The organism is Ekhidna sp. (assembly GCF_040220215.1).
Lineage (GTDB): Bacteria > Bacteroidota > Bacteroidia > Cytophagales > Cyclobacteriaceae > Ekhidna.
On record NZ_JAVJTR010000013.1, the window covers coordinates 55104 to 70871 of the forward strand.

Below are 15768 nucleotides of genomic sequence, written 5' to 3' on the forward strand. Positions count from 1 at the left end.
TTTCGAGATTAGGTGGATTTCGATAGTGAAGGTAGAAGAGGTGCTTTTATTATTTCTGCCAACAAACTTCAATATCCTGCCAATGTTATACGATTAACCAAAAAAGGAAACCATTGGGATATCTGCCATTGTTCTAAGTCCAGGATTACTCTTAAGCAAGCTTCGCACGGCATTGATTGTAATGGCGCATGTAGCAATATCCCCATTCACTCCGCCACTAATCCTCGATTTAATGCCTGGTGATCCTTCGATACAGACTTCATCATAGGATTCTGATTCCCCGATAGTAGCCTGGAAAATGAGTTCAATTTTTCGGGTACCGTTGATATAACCGGAACCGATCTGATAAACCCCTCTGGCATTTCCTTTTGGCACGAAAGCACCATTGTTATCATAGTCTGTTTCAGCAATGACCGGTGAAATTTCATCCGTCACTTTATCAAGTTTCCACCCCAGAGTATTTGCAATGAATTGAATGGATTCTGTGAGACCAACATGTTTTAAGGTTCCTTCCTTTTTTTTGTTTTCAAATTCTTCAACAGAAAGACCAGCTCCTATTTTCTTTTGAAAAGGAATTCTTCTAAAGGATGCATTTTGGAATCTTGAAACCCGTACAGAAGTTACATGTTGGCAAATGCCGGTTAGGAAAGAAGGTAAGGCATCCATCAGGAATCCGGGGTTTACACCGGTACCTAATACAGCAACATTGTGATTAATCGCTGCTTCGTTTAGTTCTTTGGCAAGTTCCGGGTTTGCTTCCCAAGGGTAGCTGAGTTCTTCACAGGTACTCACCACAGGTATACCATGTTTAATGATATCTTTTATCTGAGGCACGATCACTTTCATGTCGGATACAGTTGTCAGAATTACAGCATCGGGCTTTTTATCTTTTAAAACTTCTTCAATGCTGCTTTTAATTTCAATTGTCGACTGAAGTTGGTCACTAATTTCATTCAGCTTTTTCCCAATGAGGGCAGGATTCTTATCAACAGCTGCAATTGTTTTAACGCCAGCCCTTGATTGGATAAACTCAGCGATCCTAATTCCAAGAGGACCTAGACCTATTTGAACTATCTGTATTTCTTTCATATGACATTAGTCTGAATTTTACTCATAAAACACCGCAACTTCTTCCAGTGGCTTTCTTTGAAGGTCAGGAACGAATACCTCATCTTTTGGGTAGCCAATCGGCAGAAGAAGGTAAGGCCGCTCATTATCCGGGCGGTTCAAAATCTTGGTGAGAAAATTCATGGGTGATGGCGTGTGCGTCAGTGTGACCAAGCCAGCTTTGTGAATAGCAGAGATGATCATTCCGCAAGCAATTCCGACGGATTCATTCACATAGTAGTTGTTGTTTTTTTCACCATCAACCATCTCAAATACACGTTTGAAAATGACTATCAGCCAGGGAGCCTCTTCTAAAAAAGGTTTGTTCCAGTCTGTACCAATGGGTTCCAGATCTTTGATCCATCGCTCACTCATGCGTCCATGGTAGCTGTCGTACTCTTCTTTCTCAGCTGCTTCTCTTATTGCCTTCTTTATTTCTTGATTCGAAATTGCACAAAAAGTCCATGGCTGCTTATGTGCGCCGGAGGGTGCCGTTGATCCAGCCATAATCAGGCTTTCGATTAATTCTTTGCTGACAGGCTTATCTGAAATATCCCGAACTGTTCGTCGGGTATCCAGCCACTCATAGTAGGCTTGTGCTCGGGATTCTGCCTCTTTTAGATCATAGACATCCCGCACGTACGAGACGTGCAGATGTCCCTTGATTTCTTTTTTCTCCATTATAATCCTAAAACTTCTACGCCTTGCTCAAATACAATATCTACCGGAATGTTCTTCTCGGATAAACGATCCAACTCTGATTGCAGCACTTCTCCAATCTTTCCTTTTTCTGCCACCAACTGTGCGACACCTTCGTAATCGCCATTGCCCTGGAGGGTTAAGATTTTCTCAGAAAGTGCATCCATCGCTTCACGCATCTTTTCAAAATCCACACGATATTTTCCGGTCGCTTCATCTTTAGCAAATGCGCCATATTCATTGAAGAAATTGAATCGGATCATGTTTGCCTTGCCATGCGAGCTAGCCGCTCCAAACCGAACAGAGCGGAAAATGCCGGCCATGAAAGTCACATAGTAGTCATTCAACTCACCTTCAATTTCACCTTTCTCATGAAGCTGGGTGATCATATATAATCCAAGGATGTCAGCTTTGCCTTCTTCCAATGCTGAAGAATGTTCCTTTAGTGCATTTCTAACAGTTCCTTTTCCATTAATAGTATTCTTGATACCTAAACCATGTGCCACTTCATGAAACATGGTGTTTCCGAAGAAGGCATCAAAAGTGATATGCTTTCGCTGATCAGGGTGGATGAGCTCATCCGCAATAGGAATTAGGATGTGATCAAACTTTGCCTGCATCGCATTTTTAAGCTGAAGCCTTCTGGATCCTTTTGCCAATTGTACTTCTTCATCATTCGGAAGGTTGATGGCGATGGTTTTCGATCCGGAATTGCAATCTCCGGCATAGTAGACAACATCGTATGCATTCAGATCGGCATCCGTACCCGGTGTTTCCGCTTTGTATTCATCGGCAACCGGAAGACCTTCCTGAAGTTCGGGTAAGAATGCTGCATACTTAGCCAATCGTTCACTCCAGCTCTTATCTTTTACCAGTACATAAGCCTCATGCGCTGCTTTGTAGTTATACAGCTTGTCTTCATAGTTTTCAATTGGTCCAACTACAAAATCCAATCCATTGGTTTTCATATCCATCCATGCCATATCACTTGGCTGGTACTCATCATTCAGTAAAGCATCAGCTCTTAGTGTTAGGTAATTTTTCAAGCCTTCATCCTCAGCAAGTTCAGCACATTGACGGAGTAGACTCGAAGCACGCTGTACTTGTTCTGCAAACATTTCATTGTAGGGTATGGTGATCAGATTTCCTTCTTCATCTCTTCGGATGAACGTGTAAAGACTTGTTTTACCTTCCAGGTCAGCGGCTTCAAATTCTTCCTTGGTCATATCCACTGGATAGTAGTTGGCGCCTTCGGGTTTAGGACCTACTCCGTCAAGGAATGGTTCATTATTAGCCAGCCGATCCCACGGGCCATAGTTGATGTTGACATATTGTCTTGTTGCTTCATCCGTCAAAGAAGAAAGAAGGGAGTCTTTTTTCCCATAAGCTTCATACCAAAAGAGTTCATCCATGATTTTTGAAGCTTCAATCATCAAAGGGATCATCTGCTTTTCATTTTCGCTTAATTGACTAATGTCAGTGGTCAGCTTTACATTCTTGTAGATAGCTACTTTCTCTTGCATGGGAGTTAGCTCGGTAGATGTTTCCTCTTCTTTTTGAGGTGTAGTACATTGACTGAAAAGAAGGCCTATAAGACCGATGCTTAATATCTTTTTCATTTTTTATGTTATTTCAAGTTAGGAACTATCGAAGTTAAGAAGATTCTTGGATGCGAGTATTGATTGTGTGGACACTTCTTTATTTTCAACTAAATTGGCGGACAAGAAATCAATCTAACAATGAAGAAAATATTAGTACTACTGGCCGTTGGCGCCACCGTTTTTTCCTGTTCCGATACCGGAGAAAGTTCATCATCCAATATTTCGGAGGAATCATTAAGGACTCATATTGAGGTTCTCTCATCTGATGATTTTCAGGGAAGGAAACCTTTTACCCAAGGAGAAATCAAAACCGTAAACTATCTGACCGATCAGTTTAAAGAATATGGATTGGAACCGGGAAATGGAGATTCTTACATTCAGGAAGTACCATTGGTGGAACTGACTGCTGTTCCATCCGAGACGATGACCATTACAGGTGGAGGTGAAGATGTGGTCTTGAATGTTCTTGATGATTTTGTTGCTTACACAGAACAGGTGGTTGAGCAAACATCGCTTGACGCTTCAGAGCTGGTTTTTGCCGGTTATGGTGTAGTAGCTCCTGAGTATGGTTGGAATGATTATGAAGGTCTGGATGTAAAAGGCAAGACCGTTGTGGTGTTGGTAAATGATCCGGGCTTTGCATCCGGTGATTCCACGTTCTTCAAGGGTGAGACCATGACCTATTACGGCAGATGGACTTACAAATTTGAAGAAGCTGCAAGACAAGGAGCTGCAGGTTGTTTGATTATTCACGAGACTGTGCCTGCAGGTTATCCATGGCTTGTAGTTAGAAATTCCTGGTCAGGAGCGAGCTTGTATTTAGACCAAAGCGGAGGTAATTATCAGCCGGATGTGCTTGGGTGGATTACTCGAGATGCAGCTATCAAAATATTTGAAGCTTCTGAGCAGGATATGAAAAACTATTCGGAGATGTCCAGAAGTCAGGATTTCAAGCCCTTTAGTCTTGGATTAAATGCTTCTGTAAGTGTTCAGAACAAAATCAAACGAGATCAATCTCAAAATGTGATTGCTAAAATCACCGGGGCTGAAAGGCCAGATGAATACATCATTTATTCTGCGCACTGGGATCACCTGGGAATTGGGCAGGAGATAGATGGTGATAGCATCTACAATGGAGCACACGATAACGCCTCTGGGACTGCCACCATGTTGGGTATTGCGGAAGCAATGTCGAAAATGAAAAAGAAACCTAAAAGAACAGTGATATTCCTTGCAGTAACTGCCGAGGAGCAAGGTTTGCTAGGTTCAAAACACTACGCACAAAATCCAATTTATCCTCCGGCGCAGACAGTAGCAAATATCAACATGGATGGTATTACTGCCTGGGGGCCGATGAAAGATTTGACGGTTGTCGGATATGGCCAATCGGAGTTAGAGGATATCGCAGAAGAAGTTGCGAAAAAACAAGGACGATATATTCTTGCTGACCCTGATCCGGGCAAAGGATATTTCTTCCGGTCAGATCATTTCCAGTTTGCTAAAGTAGGAATACCTGCTCTCTATGCTTCAGGCGGATATGAGCATATGACAAAAGGTGTTGACTATGTAGATAGTCTGAATCAAATCTATCTTTCTTCAAAATATCATCGACCTCAAGACGAATATGACGCAGCATCATGGACCTTTGATGGTATGGCACTGGATGGTGAATTATTGATGGAGGTAGGAATGAAGGTTGCAAACTCGAAGGACTGGCCTTCATGGAAGGAAGGGTCAGAATTTAAAGCGATTCGGGAAGAAAGTATGAAGTAACGTCACACTGAGCCTGTCGAAGTGTATTTCTTTCGACAGGCTCAAGATGACATCTAAAATTGAAAAGCAATGAAAAACTTAATCCTAACAATGACAATCTTAGCTATTGTCTTTGGCTGTCAGCACAGTCATGAACACACACATGAAGATCAACCAAAGGAAAAAGCGGAGCTATATGACTATGACGTGGAAGCCCGAATCACCGATATGGGGATAACTCTTTCCGAACCACCTGCACCTGTAGCCAACTATGTAAATGCGGTACGAACAGGAAACCTTGTTTTTATGGCGGGGAAAGGACCGAATCTCCCAGAAGGTGGATACGTGACCGGAAAATTGGGTGAAACCCTAACGGTAGAAGAAGGATATGAAGCAGCTAAGCTTGTAGCTCAAGCTCAACTTTCTGCTCTAAAGGCCGAAATTGGTGATTTGAATAAAGTAGTGCGAATTGTTAAGGTTTTAGGAATGGTAAACTGTGCACCGGATTTCGCCAATCAACCGGAAGTGATCAATGGCTTTTCGGACACCATGGTAGAAGTATTTGGTGATAGAGGAAAGCATGCACGTGCTGCAGTAGGCATGGCCTCATTGCCCAGAAATATCGCCGTGGAGATTGAGATGATTGTGGAGGTGCAGGATTAGATTTTAAAGAATTGTTTAAATTCAAATCTTAATCACCAAACGCCATGAAAGCCAAATTTTTAATTTCTGTCTGTTTACTTGTTGCTTGTACAATGCTTTCTGCTCAAAGCCGGGAAGAAAAGAATTCGCATTTTTCCCATAAGATGGGTACCTACACAGATCCACGAGATGGTCAGGTTTACAAGACCATTACCTTTATTCGGGAACATCACGGGGCGTTTATAAAGCGAACGTGGTATGCCGAAAATGTGAAATTTAATGTACCAGGGTCTAAGGTTTACAAAAACACTAATGAATACGCAAATACTTACGGGCGACTATATAATTATGAACAAGCAAATAGGGCATGTCCAGAGGGGTGGCACGTTCCAACTATTCATGAGTGGAAACATTTGCTTCATTTTTTTGGAGGCTGGCATCATTCCGGTCAATATTTGATAGCTGGAAAGGAAAGTGATATGGATATGCTTTTGGGTGGATTTGGACAACCTGATGGTACTTTTCAGGGAATAGGTGAACATGGAAATTGGTGGGACAATGAAATGAAAGATACCAATTCAGCTGGAATCATAACACTTAAAAAAGGTGACCAAGACATCTATCATTCTAAAGTAGGAGATAGCCACTATTTGAGTTGTAGATGTGTGCAATTTCATAATTGATGAAGGGTTATTGGGTGAGGCGAATATTATTTACACTACTTTTTTTACCGTCTTTATCGTTTAGTCAAGAGTCCGATTCTGTTAAGAATGAAGGATCTTTTGCAGCTTTTCCTGCAATAAGTTATGCCCCTGAGACCAGCCTTCAGATTGGTGCTGTAGGCATTTGGGTGTTGAAAGATATTGGAACAACTCAATCAACTTTCCAACGGCAGTCTACAATAACCCCCTATTTCGTTTATACGCTCAAAAAGCAATCCATAGCAGTTATTAATCTGGACTATTACTTTCCGGAAGGTCAAAACCTAAATACATCAATTAGATACTACAATTTCCCCGATTCTTATTTTGGGATTGGGAACGACAATGACCCTGATGTATCAGAATTATACACCAATCGATTTGTGCAACTTGAAGGTCAGTTTCTTCACCCACTTAATGAAAAGGTATTTGTAGGAGTTGCGTTTGACGCTCATTTCACGAGTATTAGAAAGGTCATTTCCGAAGGGTTGCTTGAAACCGACAACCCAGTCGGATCAAATGGTGGAAATATTTTTGGCGTTGGTCCGGCTTTCCGATATGACACACGTGATTATACCATTTACCCTGCAAGTGGATATTTCATTGCCAGCAGGTTGATTTTCAATGCAATCGGCGATTTTAATTATACCAGCTACCTGGCTGATTTTAGAAAATATATCGACCTCAAGGATAAGAAGCATATTCTGGCTTTCCAGTTTCAAACGAGGTTGACTTTTGGAACAGATGTACCTTTTTATAAGCTCCCACAATTGGGTGGTGATGAGCGTTTAAGAGGCGTAAAGAATGCAAGCCTTTATCGGGATAGACAAATGATGTACACTCAGATGGAATATCGACGACCTTTGTTCTGGCGATTTGGGATAACGGTTTTTGCAGGAGTTGGTGATGTGGCCTACGATGTGGATGATTTCAATCTTTCTGAGTTTAAATATGTGGCAGGGATTGGTGGACGCTTCTTGATTATCCCTGAGCGAAAATTAAACCTGAGATTAGATCTGGGTTTTGGAAGAGGAGGGCAAAACGGGATTTATGTAGGAATAAGTGAAGCGTTTTAAACCGCAATCAGTCCATTTGCTCGCAGCACATTGATCGGCTTACTGTACCAAAAAGGTTCAAAATCCCCGAATTGCTTTTCGAACGATTCTTTCAGTGATTTAAAAGAAGTGGCTGGTTGATCCGGGCTTAGTGCTTCTAATTTATCCAGCAACCATTGACCTTGTTCTGTGGGGATGGAAAGCTGAAAAGTTTCCGTATTTGAATGAAACTGCACTTTCATTTTTCCCTTCTTTGATGCCTGAATAGCAGGCTTACCACCCAGCCATACGATGCGCGCAGTTGGCTTGATCAGGTAATCTTCGGGTTGATTCAAAGCTTCTTCGATGAAGGTTGGTTGGATGGTCGTTTTAGGCATTGGCTCCCCAAACCATTCATGGACTTGCCAGTCGAAACCCACGCCATGCATGTAGTTGTACAATGACTTCTTTAAGCCAAAACTGAAAACGCTGTGATCGATTCCGGTCTGGTCGGTAAAGGCAATGTCATTATTGGCAAACTGAATGTCATTTTGCTGAGGAATCACTCCAAAAGCTTCGGGATTCAATCCCACCGGACTGTGGGCCGTCATGGCAAACTGATGCCAGAAACCGGATTGAATGATTCCCAGTTCGAACATCTGTTTCACCATCTCCAGACTGTCTATCGTTTCCTGAACGGTCTGTGTTGGATAGCCATACATCAGGTACGAATGGACCATGATGCCGGATTGCGTAAAATGATCGGTCACTCGCGCCACCTGCTCCACGGTCACCCCTTTGTCAATGAGTTTGAGGAGGCGATCAGATGCTACCTCCAATCCACCCGATACAGCAATGCATCCACTGGCCTTCAATAGAATGCAAAGGTCTTGAGTAAAGCTCTTTTCAAACCGAATGTTTGTCCACCAGGTGACGGAGAGCTTTCGACTCAGAATTTCCAATGCCAGTTCTTTCATCAAAGCGGGGGGTGCCGCCTCATCCACAAAGTGAAAACCGGAAAAACTGGTTTGCTCAATGAGTTGCTCCATGCGATCCACCAGCGTTTTGGCTGCTATCGGTTCATAGATTTTGATGTAATCCAGCGAGATATCACAGAACGTACACTTGCCCCAGTAGCATCCGTGTGCCATTGTTAATTTATTCCATCGTCCGTCACTCCAAAGGCTGTGCATGGGATTGGCCACTTCAATAACTGAGATGTAATCTTCCAGTGGTAGTCCGGTATAATCAGGTGTCCCTACATCACTTTGCTTAATATCTGATTCGGAAGCATTATTAACATACGTCACCTTGCCTTCGATTCGACAGAAGGTACGCTTCAGGTAAGATGGTTCTTGCGGTTTTCGAATATGATTCAGCAAAAGCTGCATCGGTCGTTCACCATCATCGAGCGTGATGAAATCGAAATAGTCAAAGACACGAGGATCTTTCAGATCCCGCAACTCGGTATTCGGGAAGCCACCACCCATAGTGACCTTCATGTGTGGATGGTTAGACTTGATGTGCTGTGCACATCGGAATGCACTGTACAAATTGCCGGGAAAAGGAACCGAAAACCCAATGATCGACGGATCGGATTCTTTAATTTTTTGTTCGAGTAGCCTGAGGGTGATTTCATCCACGAAAGTGGGAGGCCGCTGCAATTCACTTTCCAGCTCGTCAAAGGAATTGGCACTTCGACCTAACCGTTCAGCATACCGACTAAACCCAAAATGTGGATCGACGCATTCTACAATGAGATCAGACAAATCCTCAAGGTAAAGAGTAGCCAGATGCTTCGCTTTATCCTGCATGCCCATGCTTCCGAATGCCCAATCCATTTCTTCCAGTTGTTCAAAGCGTGAGGCTTGTGGCAGGTAGGGATCCGCACAAATCTGACGTGCGAGTGCTGGATTTTTCCCTTGTAAAAAAGCGATGACAGGCTCGATGGTGGTGAAGTAGCTCTCCCTCAGGTTGAGCATTCGTTCGGTATTTTCAGAGGGGGTGTCAAAAGCTCCAGCTTTCGTAAAAAGAGCTTTTAATCCATCTTTCGAGAACAATTCCAGGATCACTTCAATACCCAAATCCTGCTGATCAACTGGTGTATTTTGGGTATTGAAGAAACCTTTCAGATACGCCGTGGCAGGGTAGGGTGTGTTTAGCTGGGTAAACGGGGGCGTGATGAGGAGAAGTTCTGCCAATGGTTTTTGGGCAAAGATAGAGCCTCATCGGAGAGAGTAAGACAAGAGAGATGTTTTTAACTCTTCACTTTGGCAAATGCCACTAGCTGAAAAATCAAGCCTATTAGAATTAGACCATAAGCCAGAGGATGAAAGTAGTACAATGAAACCGCCAAGGATAAGAAGGTGAATAGAATGAGTGTGCGAAGAATGGAACGATCAATCTTGGAAGCATGAGCAAGTTGGATAACCCCAATTGCAATCATAAAAAGTCCGGTCATTAGACTAAACCCTTTATGAAATGAAAGTAACGTGTGCGTTCCCATCATGTCAATCTCGTAAGCTTCCATAAGTCGAATGACTTCTGGTACTTCTGCACTTTTAGGACCTAAAAAGTTAGCTATCAAATGCAGTGCGCCAAGTAAAGTAAGAGATACTCCGGCAGCCTTAATCCATGTTTTACTCGATTTCATGGTCCGTTTATTTAAGTTTAAAACTAAGAATAGAAATTCATTTCTCAGATAATTCATTCACTTTTTCCTGCACGATCTTTAGTAGAAGGTCAACCTTTGACCGATGCGTGCGAAATACTACAATAGCTACCCTGATCCAGAAGACACCATGAATCATGGTGGATGAAAGGAAAATTCGTCCATCATCCTGAATGGCTTTAATAAGCTTTTCATTAAAAGCATTAGCATCTCCCGAGAGAGGAACATACCTAAACACCGTGATGGATAAATCAGGATCAGGCCCAACTTCAAAGCCTTCCACACTTTCCACTTGCTGGCGAAAATATCGAGCCAACAACATCTTCTCTTCCAGTGCTGCTCGAAAAGGCTTAAGACCGAAAAGCTTCAGTGGTAGCCACATTCGTAACCCACGAAAATGCTTGGTCAGCTCAGGTGAAACATCTGCAGCATTTACCTCACTATCCGAATCTACCAGATCCTGCAGGTAATCAGCAGTATATCGATGTGCCTTGTAAAGCGAGGTTAAATCCTTAATCAAGACAGCACCGGTTCCAAAGGGAAGAAACAGACTCTTGTGTGGATCTAGCGTGATGGAATCAGCTTTTTCAATTCCTTTGGTACACTTTTGAATCTCAGGTAGCATTCGGAAAAAACCACCATATGCCGCATCCACATGAAACCAAATCTCGTGTTTTTGGGCGATGGTGCTTATCTCTTCGATGGGGTCGATGGTTCCGGTGTTGGTAGTGCCAAGAGAGGCATTAATAAAGAATGGAATTAGCCCTGATGCTTTGTCTTTCAGAATGTATTTTTCCAGATTGGAAACATCCACTTTGAACGAATCATCAATGGGTAAGTAACGAAGTTGAGCTTCACCCAACCCGGCAATACGTAGGGCTTTTTGTATGGAATGATGCGTCTGATCGGAGAGGTAGACTACCAGCTTATCAAAATCTTTGGCCTTTACCTCTTTAGCTTCACGGGCAGTTACTACGGCAATGAGGTTTGAAATGGATCCTCCTGAAGTTAGATTTCCGGTAGCATTAGATGGAAAGCCCATGAGTTCATTCATCCATCGGATGAGCATGTTTTCCATACGGGCTGCCCCAGGAGCTGGGAAGTAAATACCCGCATATTTATTGCTGATGGCGGCTAAATAATCTCCAAGTGCAGAAGGGTAGAGTCCACCACCGGGTACATAACCCATGTGTCCACCGGAAGCGGCATTGATGCCGTCTTTTTCGATTTCTTTTCCAATAAAGTGGAGCAGGTCATCAATAGATGATGGTTCCTCTGAAACAGTCTCCTGATTGTTCGGTTCAGGATTTTGAAAAAAGGCGTTTGCATCATCCAATTCCTCCATAAATGAAGAAGCATGATTCAGGACTTTTTGAGTGAGTGTAGCTTGTGACTCTTTATCAGGCTCCAGCAGACGAGCTATAATTTCCAGAGATTTGATTTTGTCTATCATGGATATCAAAGGTACTTATGAGGTTTCAGAGCGCCGAGTAGAATGTGAGGATCGGTTATCATTCTGAGTTTACATTATTTTTTGTTACCTTAAACTAAATCTTTTAAGCATGCCGGTTAGCTACATCACTCACAAAGGAAAAGAGATTTTATACATTGATTTGACGGAATCCAAATCTGAAAAACGTTCTCTTGAGCTGTTGGAAGAAACGAAAGATGCTTACCTCAAGGCTACCAACAAACTACTTGTGTTGGTAAACTCCGAAGGTGCCTATGTAAATGCCGTGGTAAGCTCCAAAATGAAAGAATACGGCAGGACCTATTTCAAAGACAGAGCTGAGAAAAGGGCGTTTGTAGGAATAGGAGGTTTGAAAAAACTCATTTTCAAAGCATACACAAATATTGTCGGGGGTAACATTAAGTTATTTGATGACTTGGAAGAGGCAAAGGATTATTTGGTAGCGTAAACAAAAACCATTTTAATATGATTTGCTTTGTGAAATTACTGTTTTCATTTTTTTATGAACAAATTTATATTTGTTCGTAGTTACATTAAATGTAATTACATGTAAAATCAACCCCTTAAAAATCATCCCTTTATATTTTTTATACCTTTGCGGTATTATTTCACAAGAAAAGAATAGTAATGAAAGCTAAAGCTAACGACAAGGTAAAAGTGCACTATACAGGAAAACTAACTTCCGGAGAGGTTTTTGACTCTTCCGAGGGACGGGACCCATTGGAATTTACAGTAGGAGGCGGACAAATGATCAAAGGTTTTGATGAAGCTGTAAACGGGATGGCCATTGATGAGAAGAAAACCGTTGAAATTCCATCTGCAGAAGCATACGGAGAGCGAAGAGATGAATTGATCCAAGACGTTCCAAAAGATCAGCTTCCAGAGGACATGCAACCGGAAGTTGGACAGAAGTTAGTTGCTACGAACGATCTTGGTCATCAAACGTATGTGAATGTCACCGCAGTAAGCGATGAAGCTATTACTGTAGATGCCAATCATGAGTTAGCGGGAAAAGACCTGGTATTCGATATTCAGCTGGTGGAAATCGGATAGTAAAGACTTAATTTATTTATTGAAAAGAGGTCTCAAATCAAGACCTCTTTTTTTATATAGTTTTTGTTGTAAATTCAATCTAACCTTTCCCTAAATTCCGCGTTGAATGCGCAACTTACAACCATGAAGAATCAATTTCTTGTATTCATATTCACTCTACTGGCTTTTATAACTTTTGGTCAAACCAGTGCGGAAAACCTTGAGGCTGACAGCATTCAGCGTAGAATTAGCAGCTTGAGCCAGCAGTTGGAAACTTATGAAAGACTCCTTCTGCAAAACAAACAAAAACGGAAGCAGGATTCATTGGCCAGGGTAGATTTGATGAGACGAATTCAGTTACTTCAGGAGGGGGATCTTGTGAGTCAGGCAACATTAAGAGAGCAGATCCGGGAAATAGAACAACGAGATTCAGCCAGAAATGCTGAACAAAAAAATAGAATTTTAAAACTAAAGGAAAGTAATAAAGGCTTTCCGGTGACCCCTCTGGGAGATTCCCTTTTTAGCATATATACAAAACTAGGCCCTGTTATGGCTCAGGAACGGGCAGCTAATGTGGCCGAAAAGATTGAGTTATTAATCAGGGATGACTATTTCGTGCCAGATTCTCTCTACACAGAGGCTCATGATGGAACTGTTGATTTGATGTATCAAAACCTGATCGTTACAAGCGTCTCGGAGTGGGATGCCCTGTGGGTAGATGGAATATCAAAAGAAACACTTGCAAAGACTTATAGAGATCAAATTAACGAATTTGTAATTTCAGAACGCAATCGTAGTTCTGTCAAAAATATTGCTGCGCGGATTGGATTAGTATTTCTGATTTTAGGTGTGGCCGTTCTCATCGTCTATTTCTTAAACCGATTGTTTACCGGTATTCAGGGCTGGATGGTCATGAATAAGAAAAAATATTTTGCCGGGATTAAAGTTGGGAATTATGAATTTTTACCTCCGGAAAGACAATTAGACGTAAGTGTTCGTGTAGTTGGGGCTTTAAAATGGGCATTTTTTGCCTTGGTACTTTACTTCACATTGCCGATCATTTTCGGATTATTTCCTTTTACCAAAAACTGGGCTGAGACTTTGATGGGCTGGATACTCAGTCCGGCTCAGAGCATCCTTTTATCCTTCTGGAATTATCTTCCTAACGCGTTTACGATTGGGGTTATTTATGTGATTACCAAGTACCTGGTGCGGTTTCTTAAGTTCATTTCTCATGAAATAGAAACCAGCAATTTGAAAATTAAGGGCTTTCATGAGGACTGGGCCATGCCTACGTACAACATCGTGAAGTTCCTGGTTTATGCTTTCATGTTTGTGGTCATCTTTCCATACTTGCCCGGATCTGATTCAGACATTTTTAAAGGAGTATCCGTGTTTTTGGGTATTCTTTTTTCACTCGGATCATCTTCCGCAATAGCTAATGCTGTAGCTGGTTTGGTCATTACTTACATGCGACCATTTCGGTTAGGGGATCGGGTGAAAATTGGCGAAGTAACCGGCCAGGTAATAGAAAAGACTTTGCTAGTGACGAGAGTTCGAACCACAAAAAATGAAGATATCACTGTCCCGAACGCCTCGATACTTTCCGGACACACCATTAATTATACTTCAAGCAGCAAGGAACTTGGTTTAGTACTTCACACCTCAGTAACTATTGGCTATGACGTACCATGGCGTCAGGTTCATGAGTTGCTTATTGAAGCGGCAGTAGCAACCAATGGTGTCAACATAAGTAAAGAGCCTTTTGTATTACAGACAAGCCTGGATGACTGGTATGTCGCCTATCAGCTAAACGCCTATACTGATACACCGGAATTTATGCCTCGCATTTATTCGGAGCTTCATGCGAATATCCAGGATAAATTCAATGAAGCCGGGGTTGAGATCATGTCTCCACACTACCGTGCGGTAAGGGATGGAAATGCTATAACTATTCCGAAGGAGCCTGATGGAAAAGATTGAGGAACTTCTTTTTAATGATACGATTGGGAAAGTGGTGGCTTTTATCATTGGAGCCATTATCATCTGGTCCATTGGCAGGCTTATTCAAAACAAAGTTTTCTCCAAAATTAAGGATACCGATAGCCGATATAAGGCAAAAAAGTTTGGGTCTTTTCTGGCGTGGCTGGCTATTATAATCTACTTCAGTATTGTCTATAGTAATAAACTTGGAGGATTGACGGTAGCTCTTGGTGTCGCGGGAGCGGGAATAGCTTTTGCCTTACAGGAAGTGATTGCATCTGTGGCCGGTTGGCTTGCTATTCTTTTTGGAGGATTTTATAAAACGGGTGATCGGGTGCAATTAGGGGGTATCAAAGGGGATGTGATCGATATAGGTGTACTTCGAACTACGGTAATGGAGCTTGGCCAATGGGTAGACGGTGATTTGTATAATGGCCGTATCGTAAGAATCGCAAATAGCTTTGTATTCAAGGAACCTGTATTTAATTACTCAGCAGACTTTCCTTTTTTATGGGATGAGGTTAAGATCCCGGTAAAATTCGGATCTGATTATCAGTTAGCCGAAGAGTTGATTCAAAAAGCTGGTGATAAAATAACCGGAACTTATGCCGAAGAAGCAAAAGGGAAATGGAAAGAGATGACAGAAAAGTATCTGATTGAATCTGCAAATATCAATCCAATGGTTTCTTTGGTAGCCAACGATAACTGGGTGGAATTCACACTCCGCTACATTGTGGATTTCAAAAAACGTAGAATCACAAAGAATGAAATCTTCAAAGAAATACTTAGTTCAGTGGATAAATCTCAGGGTAAAGTCATTCTCGCTTCCGCCACTTTTGAGCTAGTAGGTATGCCGGAAGTATCTCTTAAAAAATAATTTTAAAAGTCACCTTCAATACAGAGAGTTTACGTCTATCTCTGAGATCATAAATAAGCATTATTACTACACATAATTATGTGCGTTATACGCGTTAAAGCAGATAATTACTCATGTATTTTTGCACTACCACCGATTAAGTAAAGTCCTGTATTATTTCGTTATGTAAAAATTATTTCGCATAATAGGAGGGCAGAA

At 41.9% G+C, this 15768-nt stretch carries 14 protein-coding genes; 8 read left to right on the forward strand and 6 right to left on the reverse strand.

Translation table 11 applies throughout. The features are described from left to right. Nucleotides 1–93: 93 nt before the first annotated feature. From RIC88_RS07785 to RIC88_RS07795, 3 genes are read right to left on the reverse strand one after another with little or no spacing between them, the layout of a single operon-like run. Nucleotides 94–1089: an NAD(P)H-dependent amine dehydrogenase family protein gene (locus tag RIC88_RS07785; RefSeq protein ID WP_350216969.1), complete on the reverse strand. Its 996-nt coding sequence runs from the start codon at nucleotides 1087–1089 to the stop codon at nucleotides 94–96. A gap of 18 nt (nucleotides 1090–1107) precedes the next feature. After that, nucleotides 1108–1788 (reverse strand): nitroreductase family protein, encoded by a 681-nt coding sequence (locus tag RIC88_RS07790; RefSeq protein WP_350216970.1) that lies wholly within the window; start codon nucleotides 1786–1788, stop codon nucleotides 1108–1110. Continuing rightward, a complete protein-coding gene (locus RIC88_RS07795) occupies nucleotides 1788–3425 on the reverse strand; it encodes a DUF8614 domain-containing protein (RefSeq protein ID WP_350216971.1) in 1638 nt (545 codons plus the stop codon). The genes RIC88_RS07790 and RIC88_RS07795 overlap by 1 nt, the downstream gene beginning before the upstream one ends. A gap of 120 nt (nucleotides 3426–3545) precedes the next feature. Between RIC88_RS07795 and RIC88_RS07800 the strand changes: the two genes are divergently transcribed. From RIC88_RS07800 to RIC88_RS07815, 4 genes are all read left to right on the forward strand, one after another. Continuing rightward, the gene (locus RIC88_RS07800) at nucleotides 3546–5180 is read left to right on the forward strand and encodes a M28 family metallopeptidase (protein ID WP_350216972.1); all 1635 of its coding nucleotides are present in this window, start codon (nucleotides 3546–3548) and stop codon (nucleotides 5178–5180) included. Between the two features lie 69 nt (nucleotides 5181–5249). After that, nucleotides 5250–5822, forward strand: coding sequence for a RidA family protein (locus tag RIC88_RS07805; protein ID WP_350216973.1), 573 nt, complete (start codon nucleotides 5250–5252; stop codon nucleotides 5820–5822). 44 nt (nucleotides 5823–5866) lie between these two features. Continuing rightward, nucleotides 5867–6484 carry an FISUMP domain-containing protein gene (locus RIC88_RS07810; RefSeq protein ID WP_350216974.1) on the forward strand — a complete coding sequence of 206 codons (618 nt, stop codon included), beginning with the start codon at nucleotides 5867–5869 and terminating at the stop codon, nucleotides 6482–6484. Nucleotides 6485–6498: 14 nt separating this feature from the next. Further along, on the forward strand, nucleotides 6499–7578 hold the full coding sequence (locus RIC88_RS07815) for a BamA/TamA family outer membrane protein (RefSeq protein WP_350216975.1): 1080 nt from the start codon (nucleotides 6499–6501) through the stop codon (nucleotides 7576–7578). On the opposite strand, the gene RIC88_RS07820 is transcribed toward RIC88_RS07815, so the two are convergent. Genes RIC88_RS07820 through RIC88_RS07830 form a run of 3 tightly spaced genes read right to left on the reverse strand, consistent with a single transcriptional unit; the run spans nucleotide 7575 to nucleotide 11660 of the window. Further along, complete coding sequence (locus tag RIC88_RS07820; protein WP_350216976.1) at nucleotides 7575–9737, reverse strand: B12-binding domain-containing radical SAM protein; 2163 nt, start codon at nucleotides 9735–9737, stop codon at nucleotides 7575–7577. The genes RIC88_RS07815 and RIC88_RS07820 overlap by 4 nt on opposite strands. A 56-nt stretch (nucleotides 9738–9793) precedes the next feature. Further along, the gene (locus tag RIC88_RS07825; protein WP_350216977.1) at nucleotides 9794–10189 is read right to left on the reverse strand and encodes an LIC_13387 family protein; all 396 of its coding nucleotides are present in this window, start codon (nucleotides 10187–10189) and stop codon (nucleotides 9794–9796) included. Nucleotides 10190–10226: 37 nt separating this feature from the next. Beyond that, nucleotides 10227–11660, reverse strand: coding sequence for a pyridoxal phosphate-dependent decarboxylase family protein (locus tag RIC88_RS07830; RefSeq protein WP_350216978.1), 1434 nt, complete (start codon nucleotides 11658–11660; stop codon nucleotides 10227–10229). 109 nt (nucleotides 11661–11769) lie between these two features. Between RIC88_RS07830 and RIC88_RS07835 the strand changes: the two genes are divergently transcribed. The 4 genes from RIC88_RS07835 (at nucleotide 11770) to RIC88_RS07850 (ending at nucleotide 15570) form a co-directional block, all read left to right on the forward strand. Beyond that, nucleotides 11770–12126 (forward strand): hypothetical protein, encoded by a 357-nt coding sequence (locus RIC88_RS07835; protein WP_350216979.1) that lies wholly within the window; start codon nucleotides 11770–11772, stop codon nucleotides 12124–12126. Between the two features lie 179 nt (nucleotides 12127–12305). Beyond that, the gene (locus tag RIC88_RS07840) at nucleotides 12306–12731 is read left to right on the forward strand and encodes an FKBP-type peptidyl-prolyl cis-trans isomerase (protein WP_350216980.1); all 426 of its coding nucleotides are present in this window, start codon (nucleotides 12306–12308) and stop codon (nucleotides 12729–12731) included. A 123-nt stretch (nucleotides 12732–12854) separates the two neighbouring features. Then, the gene (locus tag RIC88_RS07845; protein ID WP_350216981.1) at nucleotides 12855–14693 is read left to right on the forward strand and encodes a DUF8459 domain-containing protein; all 1839 of its coding nucleotides are present in this window, start codon (nucleotides 12855–12857) and stop codon (nucleotides 14691–14693) included. Continuing rightward, complete coding sequence (locus RIC88_RS07850; RefSeq protein WP_350216982.1) at nucleotides 14680–15570, forward strand: mechanosensitive ion channel family protein; 891 nt, start codon at nucleotides 14680–14682, stop codon at nucleotides 15568–15570. The genes RIC88_RS07845 and RIC88_RS07850 overlap by 14 nt, the downstream gene beginning before the upstream one ends. Nucleotides 15571–15768 lie beyond the last annotated feature (198 nt).